The organism is Flavivirga spongiicola, from assembly GCF_030540825.1.
Taxonomy (GTDB): Bacteria; Bacteroidota; Bacteroidia; order Flavobacteriales; family Flavobacteriaceae; genus Flavivirga; species Flavivirga spongiicola.
The window spans coordinates 2,545,426-2,570,938 of sequence record NZ_JAUOEO010000001.1 but is presented as its reverse complement, the minus strand read 5'-3'; the positions used below and the strand labels follow the sequence as shown (position 1 = coordinate 2,570,938).

Sequence of the window (25,513 nt, the reverse complement as noted above, 5' to 3'; positions counted from 1 at the left end):
TAAGTATTAAAGTCCAACTGATAAGTGAAACATAAATCTTTTTGATGATGGAAACGGAGCCACCTCTATACCAATTCCAGCCGCTGCTGAACCAAAATTCGACACCTCAGGGTCATAACTATCATAATCAAAAATATTAATTAAGTTTCTACCTGATAATCCTACTTTTATATCTGAAACATTGCCGTTAAACCATTTCTTTAAATTATTGCTAGGAATGTTGTAATACAACCCAACCTCTCTTAATTTTAAATAGCCAGCATCTTCGATGTACGCATTTGTACCATTCCCTAAAGTACCAAGTCTATATAATCCATTTATGGTTGCACCAGCTGGATCTAAGGTAAGGTCGTCATAATCATGACTTGTTGCTGAATCATCTGTAAGTAGACGTGTTAAATTTACATTCTCGCCGCCTTTTTTCCAATGCCACAAAAATGATAAAGTAAAATCTTTATATTTAAGATTATTATTAAAAGACATTTGGAAATCTGGCTCTGAGTCACCCATCACAACAGGATTACCATTAGCATCATTACCAAATATTGCTGTTGCACTTTCTCCTTCTACAATTCTAAAGGTTCCTAAACTCGTTCTAAACCCTTGTGTATTAAACGGGTTTACATCTAATCTGGTAATTTCAGATTTGTTTTTAAAGTAAATAATTCCCGTATCCCAAGAAAAGTCTTCATCATCAAATACTCTTCCATTTAATGCTATTTCAACACCTTTATTTTCTAATTCACCAGCATTGGCCCAACGAAATGAAAAACCAGAAGATCCTTGATTATCAGCAGAAAGAATTAAATCTTCTACATCTTTTTTATAATAAGTAAATTCTAAAGACACGCGCTTATTAAATAAACCTAAATCAAACCCTAGTTCTAATTCTTTTTGGCGTTCTGGTTGAATGGTTGGGTCGCCTAATGTGTTAGATGTTATGATTCCTACATTTGGATTTCCCGAAGGGTCATTAATTAATGTATTCAAATACCGTGAAAATAAGGCTCCATTAGGCGCGAAATTTCCAGCTTCACCATATGCGGTTCTAAGCTTTAGTTGCATGGTTTCCGGCATGCTAAACAAATTATGTAAATTAGCAGCCACTGACGCCTTAGGATAATAGAAGTACTCATTAGCATCACCATTGTTTGATGATTTATCACCTCTTATACCTAAAGTTCCTATAATTTTATCTTGATAATTTACTTCCTCCTGAACAAAAAACCCAAAGTCCTCCTGTATCAGTCTAGTTTGAGTCACGCCTACATTTGTGGATTGATCTACATTTGATTCTGAAGCTATTAGCCCATTTGAAGTCACTCTAACCGTATTTTGATCAAATTGGTTATTAGTTACCCCCGCCTGGGTTTTAAAATTAATATTGTTATCCGTAGTATAATTATGAACTAAAAAAGCCGAATAATTAGCATCGGTATTTTGAGTTGTTCCATCTGATGTCAATCCATCCAATCCCAATGAACCAGTTACTGGATTCATAAACTGTAATTCTCTAGGAAAAAACACTGTTGTTTTTAGTGTATAGTTATCAAACCCTGCTTTTAAAAACAATTTTAGGTTTTGTTTATCTGTACTAAATAAATTAATATCTAAACCAGCTCCTGCAATAATCCTGTCTACTGATTCATTATTAGTAATCACATCACGTGTGTGTATTGGGTTTGAACTTCCTGTTAGATTATCAGGATAAATACCATTAACTGGGAAAAAATCATCCCAAGGTCTGGAAAATAATTGTGTCACTCCAATTGTAGTTCCACTATTTTCATTATTAAAAAAGCCTCTGTCTGCACTAGAATTTATATAATTACCTGTTAAAGCCAATTTAATATTACTCGTTATTTTGTGATCAACATTTACTCTAAATGACTTTTTTTCAGCGCCTGTTCTTTTAACAATACCATCTTCTTCATTATTAGTAAAACTACCAAAGAATGTCGTTTTTTCATTTCCTCCAGAAACACTAATATTGGTATTTGTAATGAAACCTTTCTCTCCATAAATTTCATCTTCCCAATCAACCAATTTACCTGCATTTTGTGCTGCTGTAAATAAAGCACCAGCACCAACACGTCCTCCTCTTCCAGCACCATTTGCGGTATTACCATTTTCAGCTAAATCAGCTGTCCATTTTCTTGTACCTAGCAGATTAATAGCTTCATTCCAACCTAAGGCTTGTGAAAATTTAATTTTTGTCTTTCCTTGTTTACCTCTTTTAGTTGTAATAATTACAACACCAGCTGCGGCACGAGCTCCATAAATAGCAGAAGCAGAAGCTCCTTTTAATATCTCAATATTCGCAATATCATCAGGGTTAATGTCTGCAATTCTATTAGATGCATTATCCTGAGAATCAACAGAGGTTGCACCACCTCCTGCTGCATCAGAAACTTCATTTAATCCGCCAGCAAAAATACTATTGTTATTTACATAGACGCCATCTATAATGTAAAGCGGTTGTCCATTAGCATTAATAGAAGTCACCCCTCTAAGCTTTACAGATATGCCTCCTCCAGGGGCACCAGAAGCAGCCGTAATTTGAGCTCCGGAAAACTTCCCTGCCAAGGCCCCATCTAAGGTTTGTGGTGGTGTTCTTCCTGCCAAATCATCAGCAGAAACAGATGCTACAGCATTCGCAGCATTACTCCGCTTAATTGAGGATGCTAAACCTGTAATCACCACTTCTTCTAAAGACTCAGCTGACTCTTGTAAAGTGACATTTACTGTTCTAACCTCATTTACTACGACTTCAATGGATTCAAACCCTAAAGAAGAAATTTCTAATGTCACAGGAAAGCTGCTAACATTTAAACTAAAACGTCCATCAAAATCGGATGTTGTTCCAATTTGTGTTCCTTTAATAATAACATTTGCACCTGGCAAGGGCAAACTTGTAGCTCCATCTGTTATCGTTCCCGAAATCTGCTGTGAAAAAGCAATTACTGGAATAAAAGATAACAACGTTAGAAGCAATTTAAATTGTAAAACTTTGCTCATAATGTAATTTATTTGAAATTAGTCAGCATTAAATATCTAAAAAAAATATGGATATTCATAAAAACTAATTACATAAATTAAGAATTTAACAAAATTAGACCAGTATTTTTAAGAATATATCAAAACAGAATAAACACGAAAAGCCCCATGAATATTCATGGGACCCTCAAAATAAAGTCTTTATTTTCTTACTTTAACTTAAAGCTAAGTCTGGCAAAAAGAAAGCGTCCAGCGACACCAAATTGTTGAGAACGTCTAGACCAATCGAAACGACCACTACTTCGGTTTGCTTCAATGGTTCTATCTGGGTATACATCTAACAAGTTATTTGCTCCTACCGTTAATGTTAAGCTTTCTGAAGCTTTATAACCGAAAGATAAATCGGTTACTAATTTAGAACCATACACTTGTTGGTTAGCTACATTTGTTGTAGCTTCTGAAACTTCACCAAACCAAACATTTCTCAAGAATACATTAAACTTGCCTGTTGTTAAGTTATTAGTTAAATTTAATTTCGTTCTAGGCACAGCTTCTTCTAGATAAATTCTACTATCTTCAGGAAAATAAGTGCCTACTAAGCCAGCATCTTCTAAAACCTGAGATGCTTTAATAGCGCCTACTTTTTTTGTTTTAGAGAATGTTCCCGACAAATCGGACTTTAAATTTGCATTGGCCCCTATGTTGGCTTTGTGTGTAATAACAATATCTAAACCTTTTGATTCTGTATCTATAGCATTTGCAAAAAATGAGGCTGCCGAAGCATTGGCTTGAGAAAGCAAATTATCTAATTCAGTTCCTGTTCCAGGTCCTCTAAATTGCCCAGTATAAACCACTCTATCATCAATTCCCACAAAATAGCCATCAACAGTAAAGGTTAAATTTGCATCAGGTAGTTTTGCTGTAAAACCTATGCTGATACTTTGAGACGTTTCTTCTTTTAATTGCGGGATACCTAAAAGGTTTGCCGCACGACTATCATTTGAAAATGTTCCTACTTCAACAGGAATGCCATCTTGAAATATTGTAGACGTTGAATTAAAATTTAACTGGTGTAATGAAGGCGCTCTAAAGCCTGTATTTAAAGCGGCTCTTATATTAACATTTTCACTAGCTTTTAATCTGGTTGCCAGCTTAAAGTTAATGGTTGAACCGAAATCTGAATAATCTTCAAAACGTGTTGCAAAACTTACTAAAAATGCCTCTGAAAAATCTGCTTCCAAATCAAAATATCCTGCGATACTATTTCTGTCTCTAGATAGCTCATTAGCAGGACTGAACCCTGGGAATACCTGAGAACCTCCCGGTCTGCCACTTCCAAAGAAATTTTCTGAAGGATTCTGAGTTGGCAACGTTATTAACTCGCCTGCAGCTGTATATTGCCCATAAGAAGCCTCTTCTCCTGCAATAATTTCATAATTCTCAAGCCTATACTCAGCTCCGAACGCTATGTTTAAACCACTTAAAATATCATCAAAAAATTGATTCACATCTAAATTAACGGTATTCTGCATAAAGTTAAACCCTCCAGCATCAAAGGTTGTTGGAGACGCATTTTGAAGTGATGCATTAAAGGTGTTTCCTATAGTATACAAAAATGCATTTTTACCCCAAGTATTACTTAAATCTACATTCCAGTCATTTATTTTACCTTTAATTCCAACTGCTAAAGATTTATCTGTAATCGTTGAGTTAATCTCTGGTAAAAAACCATTGATATATGCCGGAGTAAACGTTCTACTTTGATTTGGCAATCTGTAAAAGCCGGCAGAATTTCCTTTTCTGGAACTTGCTCCTGCAAAGGAGTATAATTCTGTACCATTATCGTCTAGGGGCAAAGATAAATTTGCAAAGAACCTTCCACCTCTTACCTCAGATTGGCCAACACGCATGTTAAAATCACTTCTAACCAAACCTCTGGCAGCTAATTCGGCATCCGTATTATCAACTTCTAAAATAGGTTGTAAATCTGCTTTAGTGCTTGCACCTCCTAAACTAATACCTGCTGCATTAGCATATTGTATAACATCGGCTACATCATCGTCTAGTAAATCAGATAAATTATAACCATCGTTATTGGCAAATCTTTCTACAGTATTATAAAGATTAAAAATATTGCCTTCCCATTCTTTCATTCTACTATAGTCTTCTCTATAATCAAAATCACCAGTGAAATTGATGAATCCTCCTTTGTCTCCTAAAGACACTCCATAATTTGCACTTACATTAACTGTTCCTCCATCAACGCCTCCAGTTTGATTATTAGCGTTTTTAGCAAAATTAGCTCCTGTAGTGACATTTAAAGTTAGTTCATTTACATTACTATTTAACACAATATTGATAACCCCAGCAATGGCATCTGATCCATATTGGGCCGCTGCACCATCACGTAAAACCTCTAATCGTTGAATGGCTCCGGATGGAATAGCATTTAAATCTGTCCCCACGCTACCACGTCCAAAGGTTCCATTAACATTAACCAAAGAAGAATTATGTCTTCGTTTCCCATTAATTAAAACAAGCACTTGATCAGGACCTAATCCCCTTAGAGAAGCAGGGTCAATATGATCGGTTCCATCAGAAATTGTTTGAGTATTAGATGTAAATGAAGGCGCTACAAAATTTAAAATTTGATTTAAATTAACTTGTGGACCTTGCGATGTTAATTCGGAAATATCAATAACATCAACTGGAACAGGAGTGTCTACGGCTGTTCTACTTGGATTTCTTGACCCGATTAAGATGACTTCATCTAAAGCAACACCTTCCTTTAAAGCTATAGTAACCTTTTGAGAAGAAGATACACTCACCTCTTGGGTATCGTATCCTACTGAGGACACCACCAAAGTTATTGGGAAACCATCTGCGTTTAAAGTAAAGTTTCCATCAAAATCTGAAATGGTTCCAGTAGTGGTCCCTTTAATAATAATATTTGCCCCTGCTAAAGGCAAATTTGTTGCTTCATCTGTTACCGTACCTGAAACCTGCTGCGAAAAAGCTATTACAGGCATAAAAAATAACAAAGTTAGAAGCGTTTTAAATTGTAAAAATTTGCTCATAATGTATTTTATTTGAATTAGTTATCTTTAAATATCTAAAAAAAATATGAATATTCATACAAATAAAGCAAGTAAATTCATGATTTAATAAAAAACCCTAGTGAATTTTAAGAATATAGCAAACTACCTCGAAGCAAGCTCGTGAGGCATTATAATGAAAAAATAATTTTTAAAGTCCCGAAACAAGCTTTTGAGGTATTAGTCCGTATGATCCGGCTAGAAAAGCGGGATTAGTTCAACTATCAATTTCGAAGACATTGCTTCGCAACTTTTCAAAATTGAGTTTTCCTGCCACGCAATAGGCGTGGACTAATAAAACAATCTTTATTTAAATCTTTACAAAAAAGGTTATACTACAAAGTAATATCTTCATAAATTTGCAATCTGTTTAATGCATTAAACTACTATTCGGTTAACTCAATAAAGACTATAGAATAATAGAAATGCACTTCAATTTTACAACAATGTATAGAAGTCATAATTGTGGTGAATTAAGAGCTACAAATATAAATGAAGAAGTAACCCTTGCTGGTTGGGTTCAAAAATCTCGTGATAAAGGATTTATTGTTTGGATAGATTTGAGAGATCGCTATGGTATTACACAATTGGTTTTTGATGAAGAACGCACTTCGAAAACCATGATGCAACAAGCTCAAAATCTAGGTCGCGAGTTTGTCATTCAAGTTAAAGGTACTGTTATTGAGCGTGCTTCAAAAAACCCTAATATACCAACTGGAAATATTGAAATATTAGTTTCAGAACTAAATATATTAAACGAAGCTTTACTTCCTCCGTTTACAATAGAAGATAAAACAGATGGTGGCGAAGATATACGTATGAAATACCGCTATCTGGATATTCGTAGAAATCCAGTAAAAAATAGTTTAATCTTTAGACACAAAGTAACTCAAGAAGTTAGAAATTATTTATCTAAAGAAGGCTTTATTGAGGTTGAAACTCCTTATTTAATTAAATCAACACCTGAAGGGGCTCGAGATTTCGTAGTGCCTTCACGTATGAATGAAGGTCAGTTTTACGCATTACCTCAATCACCACAAACTTTTAAGCAATTGCTTATGGTTGGTGGTATGGATAAATATTTTCAGATTGTAAAATGCTTTAGAGACGAAGATTTACGAGCAGATAGACAACCGGAATTCACACAAATAGATTGTGAAATGGCGTTTATAGAGCAAGAAGATATTTTAAATGCTTTTGAAGGGTTAACACGTCATTTATTAAAAGAAGTGAATGGTGTTGACATAGAAAAATTCCCAAGAATGCTCTATGACGATGCCATGCGTTTGTATGGTAACGATAAACCAGATATTCGTTTTGGGATGGCCTTTGGCGAACTAAATGCTGTTGCTCAACATAAAGATTTTGGTGTTTTTAATAATGCAGAATTAGTTGTTGGTATTGCGGTTCCTGGAGGAAATAGTTATACCAGAAAAGAAATAGATAAATTAATTGATTGGGTAAAACGACCACAAGTTGGCGCTTTAGGAATGGTTTATAGTCGTTGTAATGACGATGGTACTTTTAAATCTTCAGTTGATAAGTTCTACGATCAAGACGACTTAGCTAAATGGGCAGAAGTTACTAATGCAAAAGCAGGTGACTTAATTTGTGTGCTATCAGGTGATAAGGATAAAGTACGCGCACAATTAAGCGCCTTACGTATGGAGTTAGCAGAACGATTAGGCTTACGTAAACCAGACGAATTTGCCCCTCTTTGGGTCATGGATTTTCCTTTATTAGAATGGGATGAAGATACAGAGCGTTACCATGCGATGCATCACCCCTTCACATCACCAAAAACTGGACAATTAGAATTATTAAAAACGAACCCTGGAGATGTAAAAGCCAATGCTTACGATTTAGTTTTAAACGGAAACGAAATAGGTGGAGGCTCCATTAGAATTCATGATAAAGAAACGCAATCTTTAATGTTTGATTATTTAGGGTTTACTCCAGAGGAAGCTAAAGCACAATTTGGATTTTTAATGGACGCTTTTCAATATGGCGCACCGCCTCATGGTGGTTTAGCTTTTGGATTGGATAGATTGGTAGCTATTTTAGGTGGACAAGAGACTATTAGAGACTTTATTGCATTCCCTAAAAATAATTCGGGACGTGATGTCATGATAGATGCTCCTGCTCCAATTGACGATGAACAGTTAACAGAGTTAAGTTTAAAGCTTAATTTGAAATCATAAAATTTAAATCCTGCTTCTTGCAGGATTTTTTTTAGTAATTTTATAATATGCCTCTAAGTGCTAAAAGTCTTTTACGTAAATTTTTAATCTGGAAATACAAGCATATTTCCGAGCTTCAATTTATTTACATTCTTAGTATTCTGGTTGGTTTTTTAGCAGGAATGGGCACCGTAGTCCTAAAAAACTTAACGCATTATATTCGATTACTTTTTGAATTAGATTTCTTTAATAATTACCAAAATTCACTTTACTTCATCTTCCCAATTATTGGTCTTTTACTTGTTTATACAATCAAGCAAATCTGGCTAAAAAAACATATTGGACATGGTATTTCTTCAACACTATATGCTATTTCGAAACTTAGCGGTATCATTCCCAGGTATAATATATATGCCGCATTAATTACCGCACCTTTAACTACTGGTTTTGGTGGTTCGGTAGGTTTACAAGGTCCTGCCGTAAGTGTAGGATCTGCTTTGGGGTCTAATGCTGCACGCTTATTCCACATGAATACCAAAACGAGAATGCTCTTAATTGGTTGCGCCGCTGCCGGTGCTATGGCATCCATGTTTAAAGCACCCATAGCTGCTATTATTTTTGCTGTCGAAATATTTAGCTTAGATATTGCTTTTGCTTCTTTAGTACCTCTTTTATTGGCTTCTGTTTCTGCAGTCGTAACATCTTATATGTTTTTAGGAACCGATGTTTTATTACGATTTGAATTAACCGATAAATTTGAAGTTAATGATATCTTATTCTATATCGTTTTAGGCCTCGTAACTGGTATAGCATCTGTATATTTTTCAAAAGTATTTTTTGGTATTACTAATTTCTTTAAGCAATTTGAAAGTCGTGCCAAACGCTTGTTAATTGGAGGCATTGCTATCGGTTCTATGTTATACTTTATTCCACCTCTTTACGGTGAGGGTTACGGTATTATGAATAATCTTTTAAAAGGCGATCACTTATCTGCCATAGGCACAACCCCTTTTAGTTTAGATTTATCCAATATCTGGATAGTTATCGCTCTGTTACTTGGCATAGCTATATTCAAAGCCATTGCTATGACGACTACCTTTGGTGCCGGTGGTGTGGGTGGTGTATTTATCCCAACGCTAGTTATGGGTAGTGCGCTAGGTAATGCTTTTGCGAAAATCATCAATAATATTGGTTTGGGTTTTCAAGTATCCGAATCTAATTTCACTTTAATCGGTATGACAGGCTTAATGGCCGGGGTACTCCATGCGCCTCTTACAGCGATTTTCCTCATTGCTGAAATTACAGGTGGTTATGAATTATTTGTCCCTTTAATGATCGTGTCAACCATTTCATTTGCCATGACTAAATATTACGTTTCCCATTCCATTTACACACTTAGGTTGGCACAACGTGGTGAATTGATGACTCACGATAAAGATCAAAATGTATTAATGGTTTTGGATATTGACAAAGTCATAGAAACTAATTTCATCATATTAAAACCCGAAATGAAACTTGGGGATATATTAAAAAAAGCAGTTGCAAAGTCTTCTCGAAATCATTTTCCTGTAGTCAATGATAACCACGAGTTTTTAGGTGTTATACGTTTAGACGATGTCAGACATATTATGTTCAACTCGCATCTTTATGATAAGGTTGACGCTTCTAATTTAATGCATGCCGATGCAGATATTATTGTTTATGAAGAAAATTCAATGAATGATATTATGGATAAATTTAAAAGTAGTGGCGCATGGAATTTACCAGTCATTAAACATGGTAAATACTACGGATATATCTCAAAATCTAAATTACTAACAGCATACAGACAACAATTAATTAATTTTACAAAATAACACCTTAAAAGGTGTTTTAATTATCTCACTCATATCCTTTTTTATGAAACATCCATAACTAAAAGTTCGATACCCAAGGACAATGACTATATGGATGCTACATGTGACAAATTAAAAACAATAAATATAAACACATGAAATATATTATTCTTTTTTTGTTTTTAGCTGCCTTAGGAAGTATTGTAACTGGTTACTTTTTAGAAAATGAATGGTCGCAAAAATTAATTGGTTTTGGTGTTGCTGGATTATTTTTTATTGTGTTCCCTTTGTTTTCATACTACCGCTGGAAAGACAAAGATGTTAAAGACTACATGCTTACTAAAGAGAATTTAGATAAAATGCGTGAAAAGGAGCGCGATAAGAAACATTAATCTGATCTGTGTTGATATCGTTTTTATGTCTGGTCGAGTGCAGTCGAAACCTTTTTATATGTATTGAAAACTAATGACCTCCCGACTTTAGTTTATGTTGAGCGCAACCGAAGTACTCGAGGAGACAAAAGAGTATTAATTCAAATTCCGTTTTTCAATAAAAAACCGTTTCATTAACTCGGAAGCTTCATCAGCCATGATGCCTCCTTTTATAATCGTTTTAGGATGCAATTTTGTACCCATGGTTATGCAACCACGTTCTTGATCTCTAGCCCCGTAAACGATATTAGAAATCTGACTCCAATACAAAGCGCCTGCACACATCTGGCAAGGCTCCAAAGTGACATACAGGGTGCATTTTTGTAGATACTTACCTCCTAAAAAATTAGCAGCAGCGGTAATAGCTTGCATTTCTGCATGCGCCGTAACATCCGTCAAGGTTTCGGTTAAATTATGTCCTCTGGCTATTATTTTGTTATCAATAACAATAACAGCTCCCACAGGAATTTCTCCTTTTTCATAAGCAGCTTCAGCTTCCTGAAGTGCTTTTTTCATAAAATAAGTATCATCAAAAGGTTCTATCATAAAAGCAAAAATACAATTTCAAATAGTACATTTGCAATCGCATGCAAGAATTATTAAATACTATTAACTCACCAAAAGAGCTTCGTCTTTTAAATCAAGAAGACTTACCTCAACTTGCAAAAGAATTACGTGAATTCATAATTAATATCGTTGCTACTAAAGAAGGGCACTTAGGAGCTAGTTTGGGTGTTGTGGAGTTAACCATTGCACTGCACTATATTTTTAATACCCCCGAAGACCAACTTATTTGGGATGTAGGCCATCAGGCTTACGGGCATAAAATACTAACTGGCAGAAAAGACATTTTTCATACCAATAGACAAATTGGGGGGCTAAGTGGTTTCCCAAAACGTGAAGAAAGCAATTATGATGCTTTTGGGGTTGGACATTCCTCGACATCCATTTCTGCAGCTCTGGGTATGGCCATTGCTTCGCAATTAAAAGGTGAGACAAAAAAACAACACATCGCTATTATTGGTGATGCTTCCATAGCCAGTGGCATGGCATTTGAAGGCTTAAATCATGCTGGCGTAACGGATGCCAATTTACTGGTTATTTTAAATGATAATGCCATTGGTATCGACCCAAGCGTTGGTGCATTGAAACAATATTTAACCAATGTTAAAAAGGGAACTCAAAAACAAGACAACATTTTTGAGGCTTTAAATTTTGATTACTCGGGTCCTATTGACGGACATGATATAGATATTATAATTTCGGAATTAGAACATTTAAAAACTATAAAAGGCCCTAAGTTTTTACATATTATCACTACCAAAGGTAAAGGTTTAAAACAGGCTGAAGAAGATCAGGTTAAATACCATGCTCCAGGAAAATTTAATGCGCAAACAGGCGATTTAATTGTAAAGTCCGAAACCATCCAACCTCCCAAATATCAAGATGTATTTGGACATACTATTGTCGAATTAGCCAAACAAAATAAAAACATTGTAGGTATTACGCCAGCCATGCCTACTGGAAGCTCATTAAAGTATATGATGGATGAAATTCCTGAACGCGCTTTTGATGTTGGCATCGCAGAACAACATGCAGTCACATTAGCTGCTGGTATGGTGACACAAGGTTTAGTCCCCTTTTGTAATATTTACTCCACTTTTTTACAACGTGCATACGATCAAGTAATACATGATGTGGCACTTCAAAAACTACCTGTTATTTTTTGTTTGGATAGAGCCGGATTGGTTGGAGAGGATGGTGCTACCCATCACGGTGTTTATGATTTATCCTATTTAAGATGTATCCCTAATCTCATTATTTTTTCTCCTAGAAATGAAATCGAGTTACGTAATATTATGTATACTGTACAGTTGGGTTTGAAACAGCCTATAGCCGTACGTTATCCTCGAGGACGTGGAGTTACAATAGATTGGAAACAACCATTTTCAAAAATAGAAATAGGTAAAGGGATCCAACTAAAAAAAGGAAACAACGTAGCCGTTTTAAGTATTGGAGCCATTGCAAAAAATGTAAATGAAGCCATTCAAAAATGTCATGAACCACAAGATATTGCACATTACGACATGCGTTTTGTAAAACCATTGGATGAGCCTCTTTTACATGCTATTTTTAAAACACACGAGACCATTATTACTATTGAAAACAATACGATAAAAGGTGGGTTTGGCAGTGCCATCTTAGAGTTTGCTTCGGCAAACAATTATAAAAACAGCATTAACATATTAGGGATCCCTGATCATTTTGTTGAACATGGAAGTGTTAACCAATTACAGCAGTCTATTGGGTTGGATGTTGAAAGCTTAATTAGCTATATTAATGGGTTGTAACACATTTGATCTAATCGTATAATTAGAAATTAACTAAAAAAGCTAAATGGGCTTTAATCTGATTGTCAATTCCAGCTATTAAACTTTGGACACTTATAATTACCTGAATCTTTTTTAACTGACAATATAAATGAAAACAAAATTCAGTGACTTGATTTCAGAATATCCTTTTTATTCTGGTTCTATATGTCTCATCCTTGGAATTTCATATCTGATTTATAAGGTTTACAAAAAGGAATCCTTTAACATGAAGGGTTATAATGTAGCAGGTTGGAGAGCATTTGTAAATTCCTGGGCACTAATTTTAATACTTATTATCATGGGGCTGTTTTTAATTTTTAAATAGAACAACCTTGTCATTCCTGCGAAGGCAGGAATCCACTAGAGTATTAGAAATATTAAATCACCTCTTTATTCTTATTCAAAACATATGTTGTTCAAAATTGTTTGTTGCATCAACGTAGAATGTTCTCTAAGTTTTATCGATAAAACATAGAGATAGTATTGGAGAATCGTTTATGTATGAAGTGTTTTGCAAACAAGTAGATTCCTGCCTCCGCAGGAATGACAGACTAATTCACATTAAACTTCCAAACTTGCCCAATTGTTTTCGCCCCAGAGCCATCTAATGTATTTATTTTCCAATAGTATGTTTTTCCTGAAACCACATTAACATTTGAGGTTTGAGATGACAAATTACCATCCACTAATGGCGGATCAAGATCCTCACCGAAATATAACTCATAGGTTAATATATCATCGGTATTTGTATCTCCTCCCGTCCAATTTAAATTTACTGAACCAGCATCTATATCACTATCATTATCAGGACTTACTAATGCTGCGGTAAATGGGGCGTAATTAGAAACTCCGATCCCTGCAGTAAAAAATGCCTGTGTTGCTGTTGGCTCCCCTTCATTAGTTTCGCTATCTACCGCAATCACACTCCAGTAGTGAGCAACACCCTTTTGTAAGGTTATAGTAACACTTGTTCCATTAACTGTACGTTGTTCTACAACATCTGTTAAAGCTCTATCTTTAGCAATGGTTAATTTATAACGAACAGAATCACCATCAGGATCTGAAGCTGCATTCCAATTAAAAGTAATGGTATTATCAATACATAATAAATCTACTGATGGGTAAATTAATTGAGCCTTTGACGGTGCTGCATTTGATGCCGAATCATCTCCTCCACCTCCGCAAGCAAAAACAAAAAACAGTATTGTAAAAATGGTTCCTGTTTTAATGATCTTTTTCATGATAGTTCCTCTATTTAATGATCTTAAAAACGACTGGTTTTTCAATATCGATTCTAACAAAATAAACGCCTTTATTAAATTTTTGAAAGGGTATCTGTATCTCATTCGAGTTGCTTTTATTTATGGTTTTATTAAAAAGCAATTGGCCATCTATATTATAAATCTGTATGGGAATCTGATGCTCTTCAATAACAGGTAAGGTTATCTTTAAGTCTTCAATTACCGGATTAGGGCTTGCTACAAATTTATTAAAATCATCATTGTTGTTAATTACCTTACTAGCCACACCTTCACAAGCTTTAGAAGAAAATATTTCTAAGATTCCTGAGCCTAATGTTTCTATTTCAAAAGCGGTTTCACTAGTCGTTCTTATTGTATCACCATTAAAGACAACTGTGAATGGTGGCGTTCCTTGATTTATTGTTACTGATGTTAGATCAGAATTATTTTTAACACGCTTTTCAAAAACGGCATCTAAAGCTTCTGCAGCCGCTATATTAATTTCAAAACATTGCCGAAACGATCTACCATCTACATCAACGCATAAGGTATAAGACCCAACGGCTATGTCTTCAAAAGTATGAGTTGTTGTAAGTCCCTGAGTTAAATTTAAGCCATTCCCTGTTAATGTTACTGTGTATGTAACAGAAGTTTCGACCACACTAACAATAATCTTTCCATTATCCAATCCCTGACAAGTTTCAGATATTATTTCAAGGCTTATATTATCGGGACTATCATAATCAGCATCACAAGAATCACCAATACCATCTCCATCCGAGTCTAATTGATCTATATTTGAATTCTCCACACAATTATCATTTATATCTAACACCGTATCGTTATCTGAATCCTGACACGCATCACCAATACCATTTCCATCTGAATCTGCCTGATCTGCATTTGCTACCTGAGGGCACACATCTACACCATTAAGTACACCATCTCCATCAATATCTCCTGCAGGATCTAATTCAAACTGTCCTGAAAACACCCCACGACCATACGTTGATGCAAAAACCTTGTTATCGTCCCTTAAATCTAAATCTGTTACTATGACGTTACTCATCCCATTAAATGCCTGATTCCATATAGGTGTTGAAGATGAAAAATTATTAGTAAACCAAACGCCTAGACCTGTCCCTATAATAACTTCTTCATAGTTTAAGGGGTTTTGTAAAATTGCTTTAACAGGCATATCCGGTAAGTCTCCATCCTTGCTTTCCCAAGTCAATCCGCCATCATTCGTATACCAAATGTTTGTTACGCCATAATTATGCATCGTAACAAGTATGTCATTTTCGGTAGCTCCTAATTCAATATCAGAAATACTTCCAACAAAACCGGTTCCTGTGATATCCGACCAAGCGGGGGAGTTTTCGTTGGCATTAACCACTTTCAGAACATTTCCTAAAACAGTTCCAACAAATAATTTAGACGAGCTTACGGTATATGGAGATACGGTAAATGCTGTTGGTCTCGATGTAAGTAAAGCATTTGTTAGATTGTTTTTAGCAACTGTTGCTTCAGACTTTATTTGAGAATACCTTTTAATAATATTATTTCCTCCTGATGAGTAGTTAGAGTATAAAATATCTAAATTAGAGTCTAACGCCTGCGGGTTAATAAAAGATCCATTATTTGTATCCTCAGAATTAATTGTAACAAACTCATCTGTATCATAATTAAACAAGAATACGAATTGATTGTAAAAAATATTTCCAATGAAATAGGCATCGTTGCCATCTTGATCAAAAAAACTATGAGCGCCATCGCCTCCTGCTACTTCTAAAGATTCATCTGGCTGATTCTTGTTGACATCTTGAAATAATTGAGTCCCATTATCCTGAGCTCCTGCTAGAAAATAATCATCTCCATTGTAAACACTAACTGGACCAACTCCAACCGTATAAAATTGAGTGACATTATACCCTTTATTCCTGGCACTTATTGTACCCCCTGCATCATTTGAATAATAAACGCCTCCATCATTCACAAACAGAACTTTGTCATTATCATTTTTACCATATACCATATTATGTTGGTCTGCATGTACTATAGGAACATCTAAATCTTTAAGTGGGTTATCTCCTCCTCCTTGAGTCCATTTCGATATTTGATTCCAGCCTGTTCCTCCATTTGTAGATTTAAACAAATCGATACCCCCAGCATAAACAACATTATCGTTAACTGGATCTACGGACAGCATTAAATCGTAAAAAGCCTGGCCTCTTGTAAAATCGTCTGCAGGAATACCGGAATCGGCATCATTGGGTAGGCTTAACTCTATGCTTGTTGCAAAACCATTGGTCGTTTGTTCCATTATTACTGGTGACCCACCAGTACCATCTGCTAAAACATATAGTTTTTGCGCATCGGTTGCAGATAATGCTATTTGTGTTCTTTTAGCACCTGCAATTTCATGTATTTTGGTAAAGATTGTACCATCTGCAGATGATAAAATAGTGCCTCCTCCATCTCCAAAAACCACACTGTTCGTTGTGGCTACCCAAATTTTATTATCTGCTCCAATTTCAATATCATTAGGGGCATATTTATTTCCGTTTGAGGTTAATGGCAATACCATTTCAGACCAATTCGAGCCACCATCTGTAGATTTGTATAATCCGAATTCCGGTCCTCCAAGAAACGTATTAACATTAGCATCACTATAAAAAGAGTCGCCTGCTGCAACATAAATTTCTGAAACTCCTGCATTATTTCTAACAACGACGTCATTAATATGCTGTATCCCGGGAACAAGTAGGCCTGTAAAATTTCCACTTCTTGGGTTTAAAGATATATTAACTGCTTCTGTTGCCAAGGTGTTTTCTATTAAATCACCATCTGCTTTTGAAATCATAATTGCAGGAATGGCAATTGTAGCATCGTCTCCACCCATATTGATTGGACTACCATCAACATTATTCATGACGACAACAGCTATGGCTCCGGCATTTTCGGCATTCTTTACTTTAGTAACAAAATTACAGTCACCTCTTCTTACCAATGCTATGTTTCCATTTAATTCTGTACTGTTTTCTAAAGCATTACACCCATCACTTGTTACACCGTCTCCATCATCAACTAAAATAGCATCTGCAGTAATTACAGAAGTAATTGTGGTTCCAAAATTTGTTGTTGGCAGATATGATATATCTCCAGCTATAGATCCAGGAGAATTAATAGTTAAATTAGTTGCCGATTGAAAAAAACTATCGCCACTTATGCCTCCAAAAATTTTAGTCCAGGTATTTCCTCCATCTTCAGATTTCCATAACCCATCGCCATTTACATCGCCTCCTACATAGGATTCACCTGTACCTATATAAAAAATATTTGTGTTATTTGGATCATAAGTGATACTCGAAATCGCTAAATTTTCAGGAATATTGACTCGCGTCCATTGTGAATTTGCATTCGAAATATTGGTGTTTTTCCATAAGCCCCCACTAACACCTCCAGCAAAAACTATTTCGTTGGTCGCATCATTAGGATCAAACATGATGGCTCTAGTTCTACCTGCAACATTAGTTGGTCCTCTCTCTACCCAAACATTATCAATCTTTTCCCCAGGAACCTTTCCTATTAAACCATTTAAAGTTCTTGACTTAGCTAATTTTTGTTGTAACGCTTTTACTTTTTCACGAGTAGGTCTCCCTAATGCAGGATTCATCTCCAATAAATATTGTTCTTCAAAATATTTATTGGGAGGGATCCTTAATTTTTTTCTTTCTTTTTTACTAAGCTTTAATGTTTCATTATAGGGATGTGATTCTAAAAACAATGCATGCTGTTCTCTAAGTTTTTTAATGTCTGAGTTTTTTGTATTCAAAAAAAACACCAAAGCTGAAATGGTGAAAACGGAAACAATAGATAAAAGAATGTCTTTTTTCATATAAGTAATAGTCAAGACAAGGGGGATAAGTTTACAAAATATATCGATTATTTGTTTTAAGCTATTGATTTATATTGATTCCCCTTATTTTATTGAATAGCAGAATGGCATTGCTATCCGACATATTTGAGACAAAGCTACAAGCTTTAAATATTCTATTGTATAGAGAATTTTGCGTTTCCACATCATTTTTAGGTAAAAGATGAAGGATCAATTTATCATAGTTTGATGCTTTATTCACATGAGAATTATTGATGGCCGTTATAAAAACATCCAATAAATCGGATAAAATTCTATAACCGGCTATTTCTTTTTCGATAACCTCCTTACTTTGGTACACTTGTTCTACACTAATTTTAATAATATCGTTTATTTGTGCTTCATATTTACTTTTATCCAGCAAAGCACAATTAAAATCACCATTTAATATAGTTTCTTCATTTTGCATAAAAACGGTAACCGCCTCATTAATCAAGGTATTTATTGCTAAAGCGCGCAGATAACTTACTCTATCTTGCGTGTTTTTTAGTTGATGATACTTTTTGGTATTTATAGTATCCCTCACTAAATTAATTAAATACTCCAAAGCGAATTCCTCTTGTATCAAACCGAGGTTTATACCATCTTCAAAATCGATTATAGTATAGCAAATATCATCTGCTGCTTCTACTAAAAATGCAAGCGGATGTCTGGAAAAACTAATAGCTGTTTTACTTCTTTTTAACAAACCCAATTCATTGACAACATCAATAAAAGCTCCTTTTTCACTTTGAAAAAAACCATACTTTTTATCGGCAATATGCTTTGTTGGTTTTTTAGGCAAAGACTCTTTTGGATATTTCATAAAAGCCCCTAAAGTGGCATAACTTAATCGTAACCCGCCATCTCGTCCTGCTCTACTTTCGGTTAAAATTTTAAAGCCATTAGCATTGCCTTCAAAATCACATAAATCCTGGTATTCTTTTTCAGTCAACTGATCTTTAAACTGTTTTCCGTTTCCTGTTTTAAAAAACTCACCAATTGCCTTTTCTCCAGAATGCCCAAAAGGTGGATTACCTATATCATGTGCTAAAGCTGCCGCGGCAACAATAGCTCCAAAATCGTTCGCTTGATACCCATGAACACTGTATAAATGTGGGTGTTTTTCTAATAATTTCTTACCAACTAACCTACCTAAAGAACGTCCCACCACACTTACTTCTAAACTATGTGTTAATCTGGTATGCACAAAATCGGTTTGCGATAAAGGAATCACCTGTGTTTTATCTTGAAGGCTTCTAAATTCTGAAGAAAATATAACCCGATCATAATCTACTTCAAACCCCAAACGAGTTTCATCTTGTTCTTTTCGTATGCGTTTATTTGTGTCGCCAAAGCGCTTTAAGGATAATAATTGTTCCCAGTTCATTTTATATTTTTAAGAACAAGCAAGATAATTAAATTCGATAATAATTAGTCCTCAAAAATTTGATAACATTAAGATAACATTTTAATCACTGTTCTTTAATAATTAGATAACATACGAATGATTCAAAAATTAGTTCTTTGCACGTATTATTTTACATAAGCTTATGAAACTGCTAACAACCTTTTATATACTAATTTTTACTTCTTTTTGTTTTTCACAAAACACAGGTATAATAACTGGTAAATTAATGGATCAAGAGTTTGACAACAACCCTTTAGTTTTTGCTAATGTCTCTATTAAAGGAAGTTCTATAAAGTCGACCACAGACCAAACTGGTTTATTTGTTATTGAAAATTTAGAAGATGGTGACTACACTCTAGTATGTAGCTTTATAGGTTATGAAACTAAAGAATTAAAAGTAAAAGTTGTTTCGGGAGCATCAGAATACATCAAAGCTTCTTTAGGTGCAAGTACAATATCTTTACTTGAACTTGCATCAATTACTAATGTGGGTGAAAAAAACAATAAAACTGCTTCTCGAATAAATTAATAGTTAGATCTAACATTAACTTACTATCCCTCACTGCCTCTACATCTTTAAAAGAAAAGACACGAATTACACAAATTTTCACTAATTAGCTTGCCTGTCAGGGGGTTTTAGACCTGCACCAACATTATCATGTGATCGCAGATTCGTGTAAATTTGTGTAATTCGTGTCAAACTTTATTATTCGTTACATATATGCACACGGAGACTTACTCCCAATAGATATACAACAATACTCATTTGGAGTTTAGTAAAATTCAATCTTCACTTTAACATCATTTTTTTAAGAAAAACCAATGTTAACTTATTGTTTACAAATTAAAAAACAGGCTTGTTTTAGGTAACATTTAGATAACTCTTTAGTTACTGTTGTTTAATCTAAAGGTAACATAGTCTTTACATAGTCTACCGTTCTTTGCAGCTAGAAATTAATAGAAATAATGAAAAAAATTTTAGTACTATTGGCAGTTTTTACTGCTACATTTTCCCATGCTCAAAGTAAAGGTTCTGCTGTTGGAAAGCTAACAGACAAAGAGTATAACAATGAGCCTTTAGCTTTTGCTAACGTAATAATAAAAGGCACTACTAAAGGAACAACTTCAGATTTTGATGGCCATTATACATTAGAAGGTTTAGATCCTGGGCCTTATACATTAATCTTTAGTTTTGTTGGGTATGAAACTCAGGAAATAAATATACAAATAGTTGCTGGAAAAGTAACCGAAGTAAATGTACCTATGGGAGCTAGTGCAGCTTCTTTAAGTGAAATTGTAATTACTACAACCACCAAGCGAGAGAGTGAAACAGCGCTTTTAATAGAGCAAAAGAAAGCTGTTGTTATTAAAGAAAGTATTGGAGCGGAAAGATTAGGTAAAATTGGAGTTTCTAATGCCGCAACAGCAACAACTAAAATTTCTGGAGTTACACAAAGTGAAGGAACTGGAGAAATATACATAAGAGGCTTAGGAGACAGATATTTATCTACTACAATGAATGGCCTACCCATACCATCTGATGACGTTGATAATAAAAATATTAATCTAAATTTATTTTCAACCAATATGATTGAAAATGTTGGAATTAGCAAAACTTATGCTACTTCTGGTTATGCTGATCAAACTTCTGGAAATGTAGATATCTCTTCAAAAGGGTATTCTAAAAAGCAGTTTTCTGTTAGTGTAGGCTCAAGTTATAACACTAATGTTTTAGGATTAGATGGTGATTTTAAAAGAAGCGTAGCTTCTGAAGATGTTACACTTGGTTTTCATAAAAAACAATTCGCTCTTGTAGATTTAATTACAAGACAAAGTTGGGATCCATTAAATCAAAAAAACACTGGAAACTATAACCTATCCTTATCTGGTGGATATAAGTTTGAGGTTTTTGGAAAAGAGCTATCGATCTTTGCTTCTGGTTCTCATTCAAAATCTTTTGGGTATCAAGAAGGGATCTTCAGAAGTTATAGATCTAATATTTTAGATAATGAATTTACAGATGTTGAGTCATTTACAACGAATACAAATTCTACTGGATATGTAAATTTAGGACTCAAATTAGATAATAATAATAGAATAAAAATAAGCAGTTTATCGGTTAATAAAAGTACAGATAATGTTTACGAGCAAGGTAGAAATGGTTTGGGTTATGTTTTCGATCAAGACCCTCAAGAAGACGCCGCTTTTGTAAGAGACCAAAATTTCAAGCAAACCAGACTGCTCGTGAATCAAATAATTGGTGATCACCAAATAAGTGAAAACAATACATTAAAATGGGCTGGTGGCTATAATTTTGTATTGGCTGAAGAGCCCAACAGGATTAGAAACGAAGCAAATATTTTAGATGCTAATACCGTTCAATATGCTCACGTTGGTGATTTTCAACAAAGAAAATCTAAACAAAAAATTGAAGATACTGAATACAATGCTTACCTAAAAGACGAGATAAGTTTTGGGAAATTAGATGAAGATGAAAAGAAACCCTTCAAGCTTCATATAGGTGCTAACATTCGTAAAAAAGAAAGAGTATTTAGCTCTTTATTTATTGGTGTTAGAGCTAGAGATTTTCAAGTTCCATCTGTAGATGATTTTTCAATCACTTTTACTGAAGCTAACTTTAACAATGGTTTAATTTTAAGAGAAAGTGACCCTGATAGATATGATGCTGATTTAACCATTATGTCTGGTTTTGCCAATTTAGATTTTGGTTTAAACAAAAGGTTTTCTGGAAATATTGGCGTAAGATATGAGAGAGATGAAATAAATGTGTTATGGGATGTGGCTAACTTTGTTGGGCGCGTTGGTTCCATTGCAAAAGAGTATAACGAAATATACCCAAGTGTTAATTTGAAATATGAGTTAAATGAAAAAAACTTTTTACGTTTTGCTTCAAGTTTAACTCAGACTCTACCGGAATTTAAAGAGTTATCTCCTTTTGAGTATGTTTCGCCAACGGGTCGTGTTACAAGAGGTGACCCTAATTTAGAAAAATCTGATGTTTTTAATGTTGACTTAAAATGGGAGTTTTTCCCTAAAAAAAGTGAGTTGGTTTCTGCCACAACATTCTACAAACAAATAAAAAACCCAATTAACTTAGCCTTAACCAGAGGCTCTGCCGGGATTTTTGAATTCTCGAATACAGGTAAAAAAGCTAATGTTTTTGGTGTTGAGTTGGAAACACGTTTAAATTTAATTGAAAACGAAGAAGAAGACCCCATCCTTAACTTTAATGCTAACATAACTAAAATGTGGTTTAATCAGGATTTATTAGAAGAATTTCAATATAAAAATGTTACAGAATCCGATTTACAAGGCGCTTCAGATTTAATCTTAAATGGATCATTAGGATACAACAATCAAAAAGAGAAAGAGTTTATTGCTACCATAACTGGTAATTATTCATCAGACAAAATATTTGCATTAGGGTCTCCTGAAGATTTTGCTAATAGTAGCACCCTTTATAATGATGAAATTATAGAAAAAGGATTCTTTACTATGGATTTGGTTGTTAGTAAAAAAATAACAGATAATTTATTATTAAAATTTATTGGAAGAAACCTTCTTAATCCAGATATAGAACAAACACAGTTAATTAGAGACATTAACACAAGTGTTGAGACAAACGAAGTTGTAAGCTCATATAAAAAAGGAAGTTTATTAAGCTTGAGCTTAAAGTATACGTTTAAATAAACATACCATTAAATCATATAATCGTTTAAAGCCTCAAAGAAATCTTTGAGGCTTTCTTTTTAATAAATATTACAAAAACATAAGTAGAAATTAATTTAAAAGAACAAAAAACGAAACATCAAAACATCGGTTATATGCAGTTAACCTTTTGGTAACAAAAGCACCTAATTTAACAACAAAACGTAACCTACGTTTAATATTCTAGTAAACAAAAGGAGATATAAATCGATTTTCTTTGCATAACTATTATAAAATAATAAAAATCAAAAATGAAAAAATTATCTTTAAAATTAATTGCTGTGGCATTAGCATTTACTGCTATTAATTTAACCAGCTGTAGCTCTGATGATCCAGCACCAATAGTGCCATCAAAAGCGAAAGTTTTGGAAAACTTAGAGGCTGGAGTTATGAATGGTACTTTAGAAGAAAACTATACGCTTAAAGCTTCAACTGTTTATAATTTAACAGGTCAATTTATTATAGCAGATGGTGCTTCATTAAGTATTCCTGCTGGCACTAAAATTCTTGCCGATAATGGTGGTACCGACGTATATATCGCTGTTTTAAAAGGTGGAGAAATTAACATTAATGGAAACGCAGGAAGTCCGGTTGTAATGTCATCTGTTGATGGAAATCGTGGCGATTGGGGAGGTTTAACCTTGTGTGGAAAAGCGACTACTACTGCCGGTGTTGATGCTCAAGCTGAAGTTGGTGGTTTTATTTACGGAGGTACTGATGATACCGATAGTTCTGGAATTATAAGATACTTACAAATTGTTGGTACTGGTGCACAAATCAATACAAAATCTCAATATAACGGAGTTTCTTTTTATGCTGTTGGTTCTGGTACATTAGTAGATAACGTAGCAGTAATAAATGGTTCTGATGATGGCGTTGAGTTTTTTGGCGGGACTGTTTCTGCAACAAACTTATACTTAGAGAACAATGATGATGATTCTATCGATTGGACAGAAGGGTGGAATGGATCTGTAACAAATGCTTACATATCTCATACTATTGCTGATTTCTCAACTGTTTTTGAAGGAGATAAAACAAATGGAAACCCAAAATTCACGAATATAACAGCAATTTCTACTGTAGGTGGTACTGCATTACAATTCAAATTACAATCTGGAGCTACTATTGATGGCCTTTCTTTAAGTGGTTATGATGTAGATTTAGATATGAAAGACGGTGGAGATACTGCAAATGTCGTTTTTAATGATGGTTACGCTCCTGTTGCTCACGCTCTTCCTGCAAAACAAATAGAAACAGGAGAATACTTTTATTCTTTAAATACTTCTGTTGTTCCTACTGTAGATGCTTCAGACTTTGATTGGGTAGATACAAATTTATCATTTGAAAGCAGTCTTTTACAAGGAGCTGTTACGGGTAATGTTACTTTAGACGCTTCTGTAAACTATATCTTAAACTCTTCTTATATTGTTCAAAGCGGCGCTAAATTAACAATTCCTGCAGGAACTAAAATTACTGCCAGAGACGGTGGTACTGGTGTTTATATTGCAGTTTTACAAGGCGGTGAAATAGATATTCAAGGAACTGAATCTGATCCTGTTGTAATTGCATCTACAGCTGCAAATGGTGGAGACTGGGGAGGTTTAACTATTTGTGGTCATGCTACAACTACTGCTGGCGTTAATGCTGTGGCTGAAATAGGTGGTTTTGTTTATGGTGGTACAACTGACAATGACAACTCTGGTTCTATAACATATTTAGTGCTTAAAGGAACTGGAGCTCAAATCAACTCTGAGTCTCAATACAATGGTCTTTCGTTATATGCTGTTGGTTCTGAAACTGTTATAGAAAACATATCTGTTATTAATGGTTCTGATGATGGGGTAGAGTTTTTTGGTGGAACAGTTTCTGCATCTAACTTATACTTAGAAAACAATGATGATGACTCTATCGACTGGACAGAAGGATGGAATGGATCTGTAACAAATGCTTACATTTCTCATACGGTTACTGGTTTCTCAACTGTTTTTGAAGGAGACAAAGACAATGGAAATCCGACTTTTACAAATATCACGGCTATTTCTAGTGTAGGAGGTACTGGTTTACAATTTAAAAAGCAATCAGGTGGAACCATTACCGGTTTACATTTAACCGGTTATGATGTCGATTTAGACATGAAAGACGGTGGAGCTTTAGCTAATGTACAAATTGAAGGTGCTAATGCTGATGCAACTCTACTATCTGGAGAAACTAAAAAATACACGCTTAATTCTGGTAAAGATGCGACGGCATTAGATATTTCAGGATGGACTTGGAAAAACGCCGGTCTGTAAGAATAGTAAATAATA

At 34.5% G+C, this 25,513-nt stretch carries 14 protein-coding genes; 8 read left to right on the top strand and 6 right to left on the bottom strand.

Annotation, left to right across the window (positions count from 1 at the left end; translation table 11 throughout):
- Nucleotides 1-6 precede the first annotated feature (6 nt).
- Entirely contained in the window at nt 7-3,018 is a 3,012-nt protein-coding gene (locus tag Q4Q47_RS10275) for a SusC/RagA family TonB-linked outer membrane protein (protein ID WP_303306570.1), read from the bottom strand.
- 188 nt (nt 3,019-3,206) lie between these two features.
- Entirely contained in the window at nt 3,207-6,074 is a 2,868-nt protein-coding gene (locus tag Q4Q47_RS10270; protein WP_303306569.1) for a TonB-dependent receptor, read from the bottom strand.
- 464 nt (nt 6,075-6,538) lie between these two features.
- On the opposite strand from Q4Q47_RS10270, the gene aspS reads away from it, so the two are divergent.
- The 3 genes from aspS (at nt 6,539) to Q4Q47_RS10255 (ending at nt 10,499) form a co-directional block, all read left to right on the top strand.
- Entirely contained in the window at nt 6,539-8,293 is a 1,755-nt protein-coding gene (aspS, locus tag Q4Q47_RS10265; RefSeq protein ID WP_303306568.1) for an aspartate--tRNA ligase, read from the top strand.
- Nucleotides 8,294-8,340: 47 nt separating this feature from the next.
- Nucleotides 8,341-10,128: a chloride channel protein gene (locus tag Q4Q47_RS10260; protein WP_303306567.1), complete on the top strand. Its 1,788-nt coding sequence runs from the start codon at nt 8,341-8,343 to the stop codon at nt 10,126-10,128.
- Nucleotides 10,129-10,262: 134 nt separating this feature from the next.
- A complete protein-coding gene (locus Q4Q47_RS10255; RefSeq protein ID WP_303306566.1) occupies nt 10,263-10,499 on the top strand; it encodes a hypothetical protein in 237 nt (78 codons plus the stop codon).
- Nucleotides 10,500-10,634: 135 nt separating this feature from the next.
- On the opposite strand, the gene Q4Q47_RS10250 is transcribed toward Q4Q47_RS10255, so the two are convergent.
- Nucleotides 10,635-11,084, bottom strand: a complete 450-nt coding sequence (locus tag Q4Q47_RS10250; protein ID WP_303306565.1) for a nucleoside deaminase — start codon at nt 11,082-11,084, stop codon at nt 10,635-10,637.
- A 41-nt stretch (nt 11,085-11,125) separates the two neighbouring features.
- Here Q4Q47_RS10250 and dxs point away from each other — a divergent pair, with 41 nt between their 5' ends.
- Nucleotides 11,126-12,889, top strand: coding sequence for a 1-deoxy-D-xylulose-5-phosphate synthase (gene dxs / locus Q4Q47_RS10245; RefSeq protein ID WP_303306564.1), 1,764 nt, complete (start codon nt 11,126-11,128; stop codon nt 12,887-12,889).
- Between the two features lie 130 nt (nt 12,890-13,019).
- Entirely contained in the window at nt 13,020-13,235 is a 216-nt protein-coding gene (locus tag Q4Q47_RS10240) for a hypothetical protein (protein ID WP_303306563.1), read from the top strand.
- Between the two features lie 226 nt (nt 13,236-13,461).
- Here Q4Q47_RS10240 and Q4Q47_RS10235 read toward each other — a convergent pair whose 3' ends face one another.
- The 3 genes from Q4Q47_RS10235 to Q4Q47_RS10225 form a co-directional block, all read right to left on the bottom strand.
- Nucleotides 13,462-14,151, bottom strand: coding sequence for a fibronectin type III domain-containing protein (locus Q4Q47_RS10235; protein ID WP_303306562.1), 690 nt, complete (start codon nt 14,149-14,151; stop codon nt 13,462-13,464).
- A gap of 10 nt (nt 14,152-14,161) precedes the next feature.
- A complete protein-coding gene (locus Q4Q47_RS10230; RefSeq protein WP_303306561.1) occupies nt 14,162-18,049 on the bottom strand; it encodes a PA domain-containing protein in 3,888 nt (1,295 codons plus the stop codon).
- Nucleotides 18,050-18,110: 61 nt separating this feature from the next.
- Nucleotides 18,111-19,457, bottom strand: coding sequence for a deoxyguanosinetriphosphate triphosphohydrolase (locus Q4Q47_RS10225; RefSeq protein ID WP_303306560.1), 1,347 nt, complete (start codon nt 19,455-19,457; stop codon nt 18,111-18,113).
- Nucleotides 19,458-19,620: 163 nt separating this feature from the next.
- On the opposite strand from Q4Q47_RS10225, the gene Q4Q47_RS10220 reads away from it, so the two are divergent.
- From Q4Q47_RS10220 to Q4Q47_RS10210, 3 genes are all read left to right on the top strand, one after another.
- On the top strand, nt 19,621-20,007 hold the full coding sequence (locus Q4Q47_RS10220) for a carboxypeptidase-like regulatory domain-containing protein (protein WP_303306559.1): 387 nt from the start codon (nt 19,621-19,623) through the stop codon (nt 20,005-20,007).
- Between the two features lie 437 nt (nt 20,008-20,444).
- Nucleotides 20,445-23,189 carry a TonB-dependent receptor gene (locus tag Q4Q47_RS10215; protein ID WP_303306558.1) on the top strand — a complete coding sequence of 915 codons (2,745 nt, stop codon included), beginning with the start codon at nt 20,445-20,447 and terminating at the stop codon, nt 23,187-23,189.
- Nucleotides 23,190-23,458: 269 nt separating this feature from the next.
- On the top strand, nt 23,459-25,498 hold the full coding sequence (locus Q4Q47_RS10210; RefSeq protein WP_303306557.1) for a hypothetical protein: 2,040 nt from the start codon (nt 23,459-23,461) through the stop codon (nt 25,496-25,498).
- Nucleotides 25,499-25,513 lie beyond the last annotated feature (15 nt).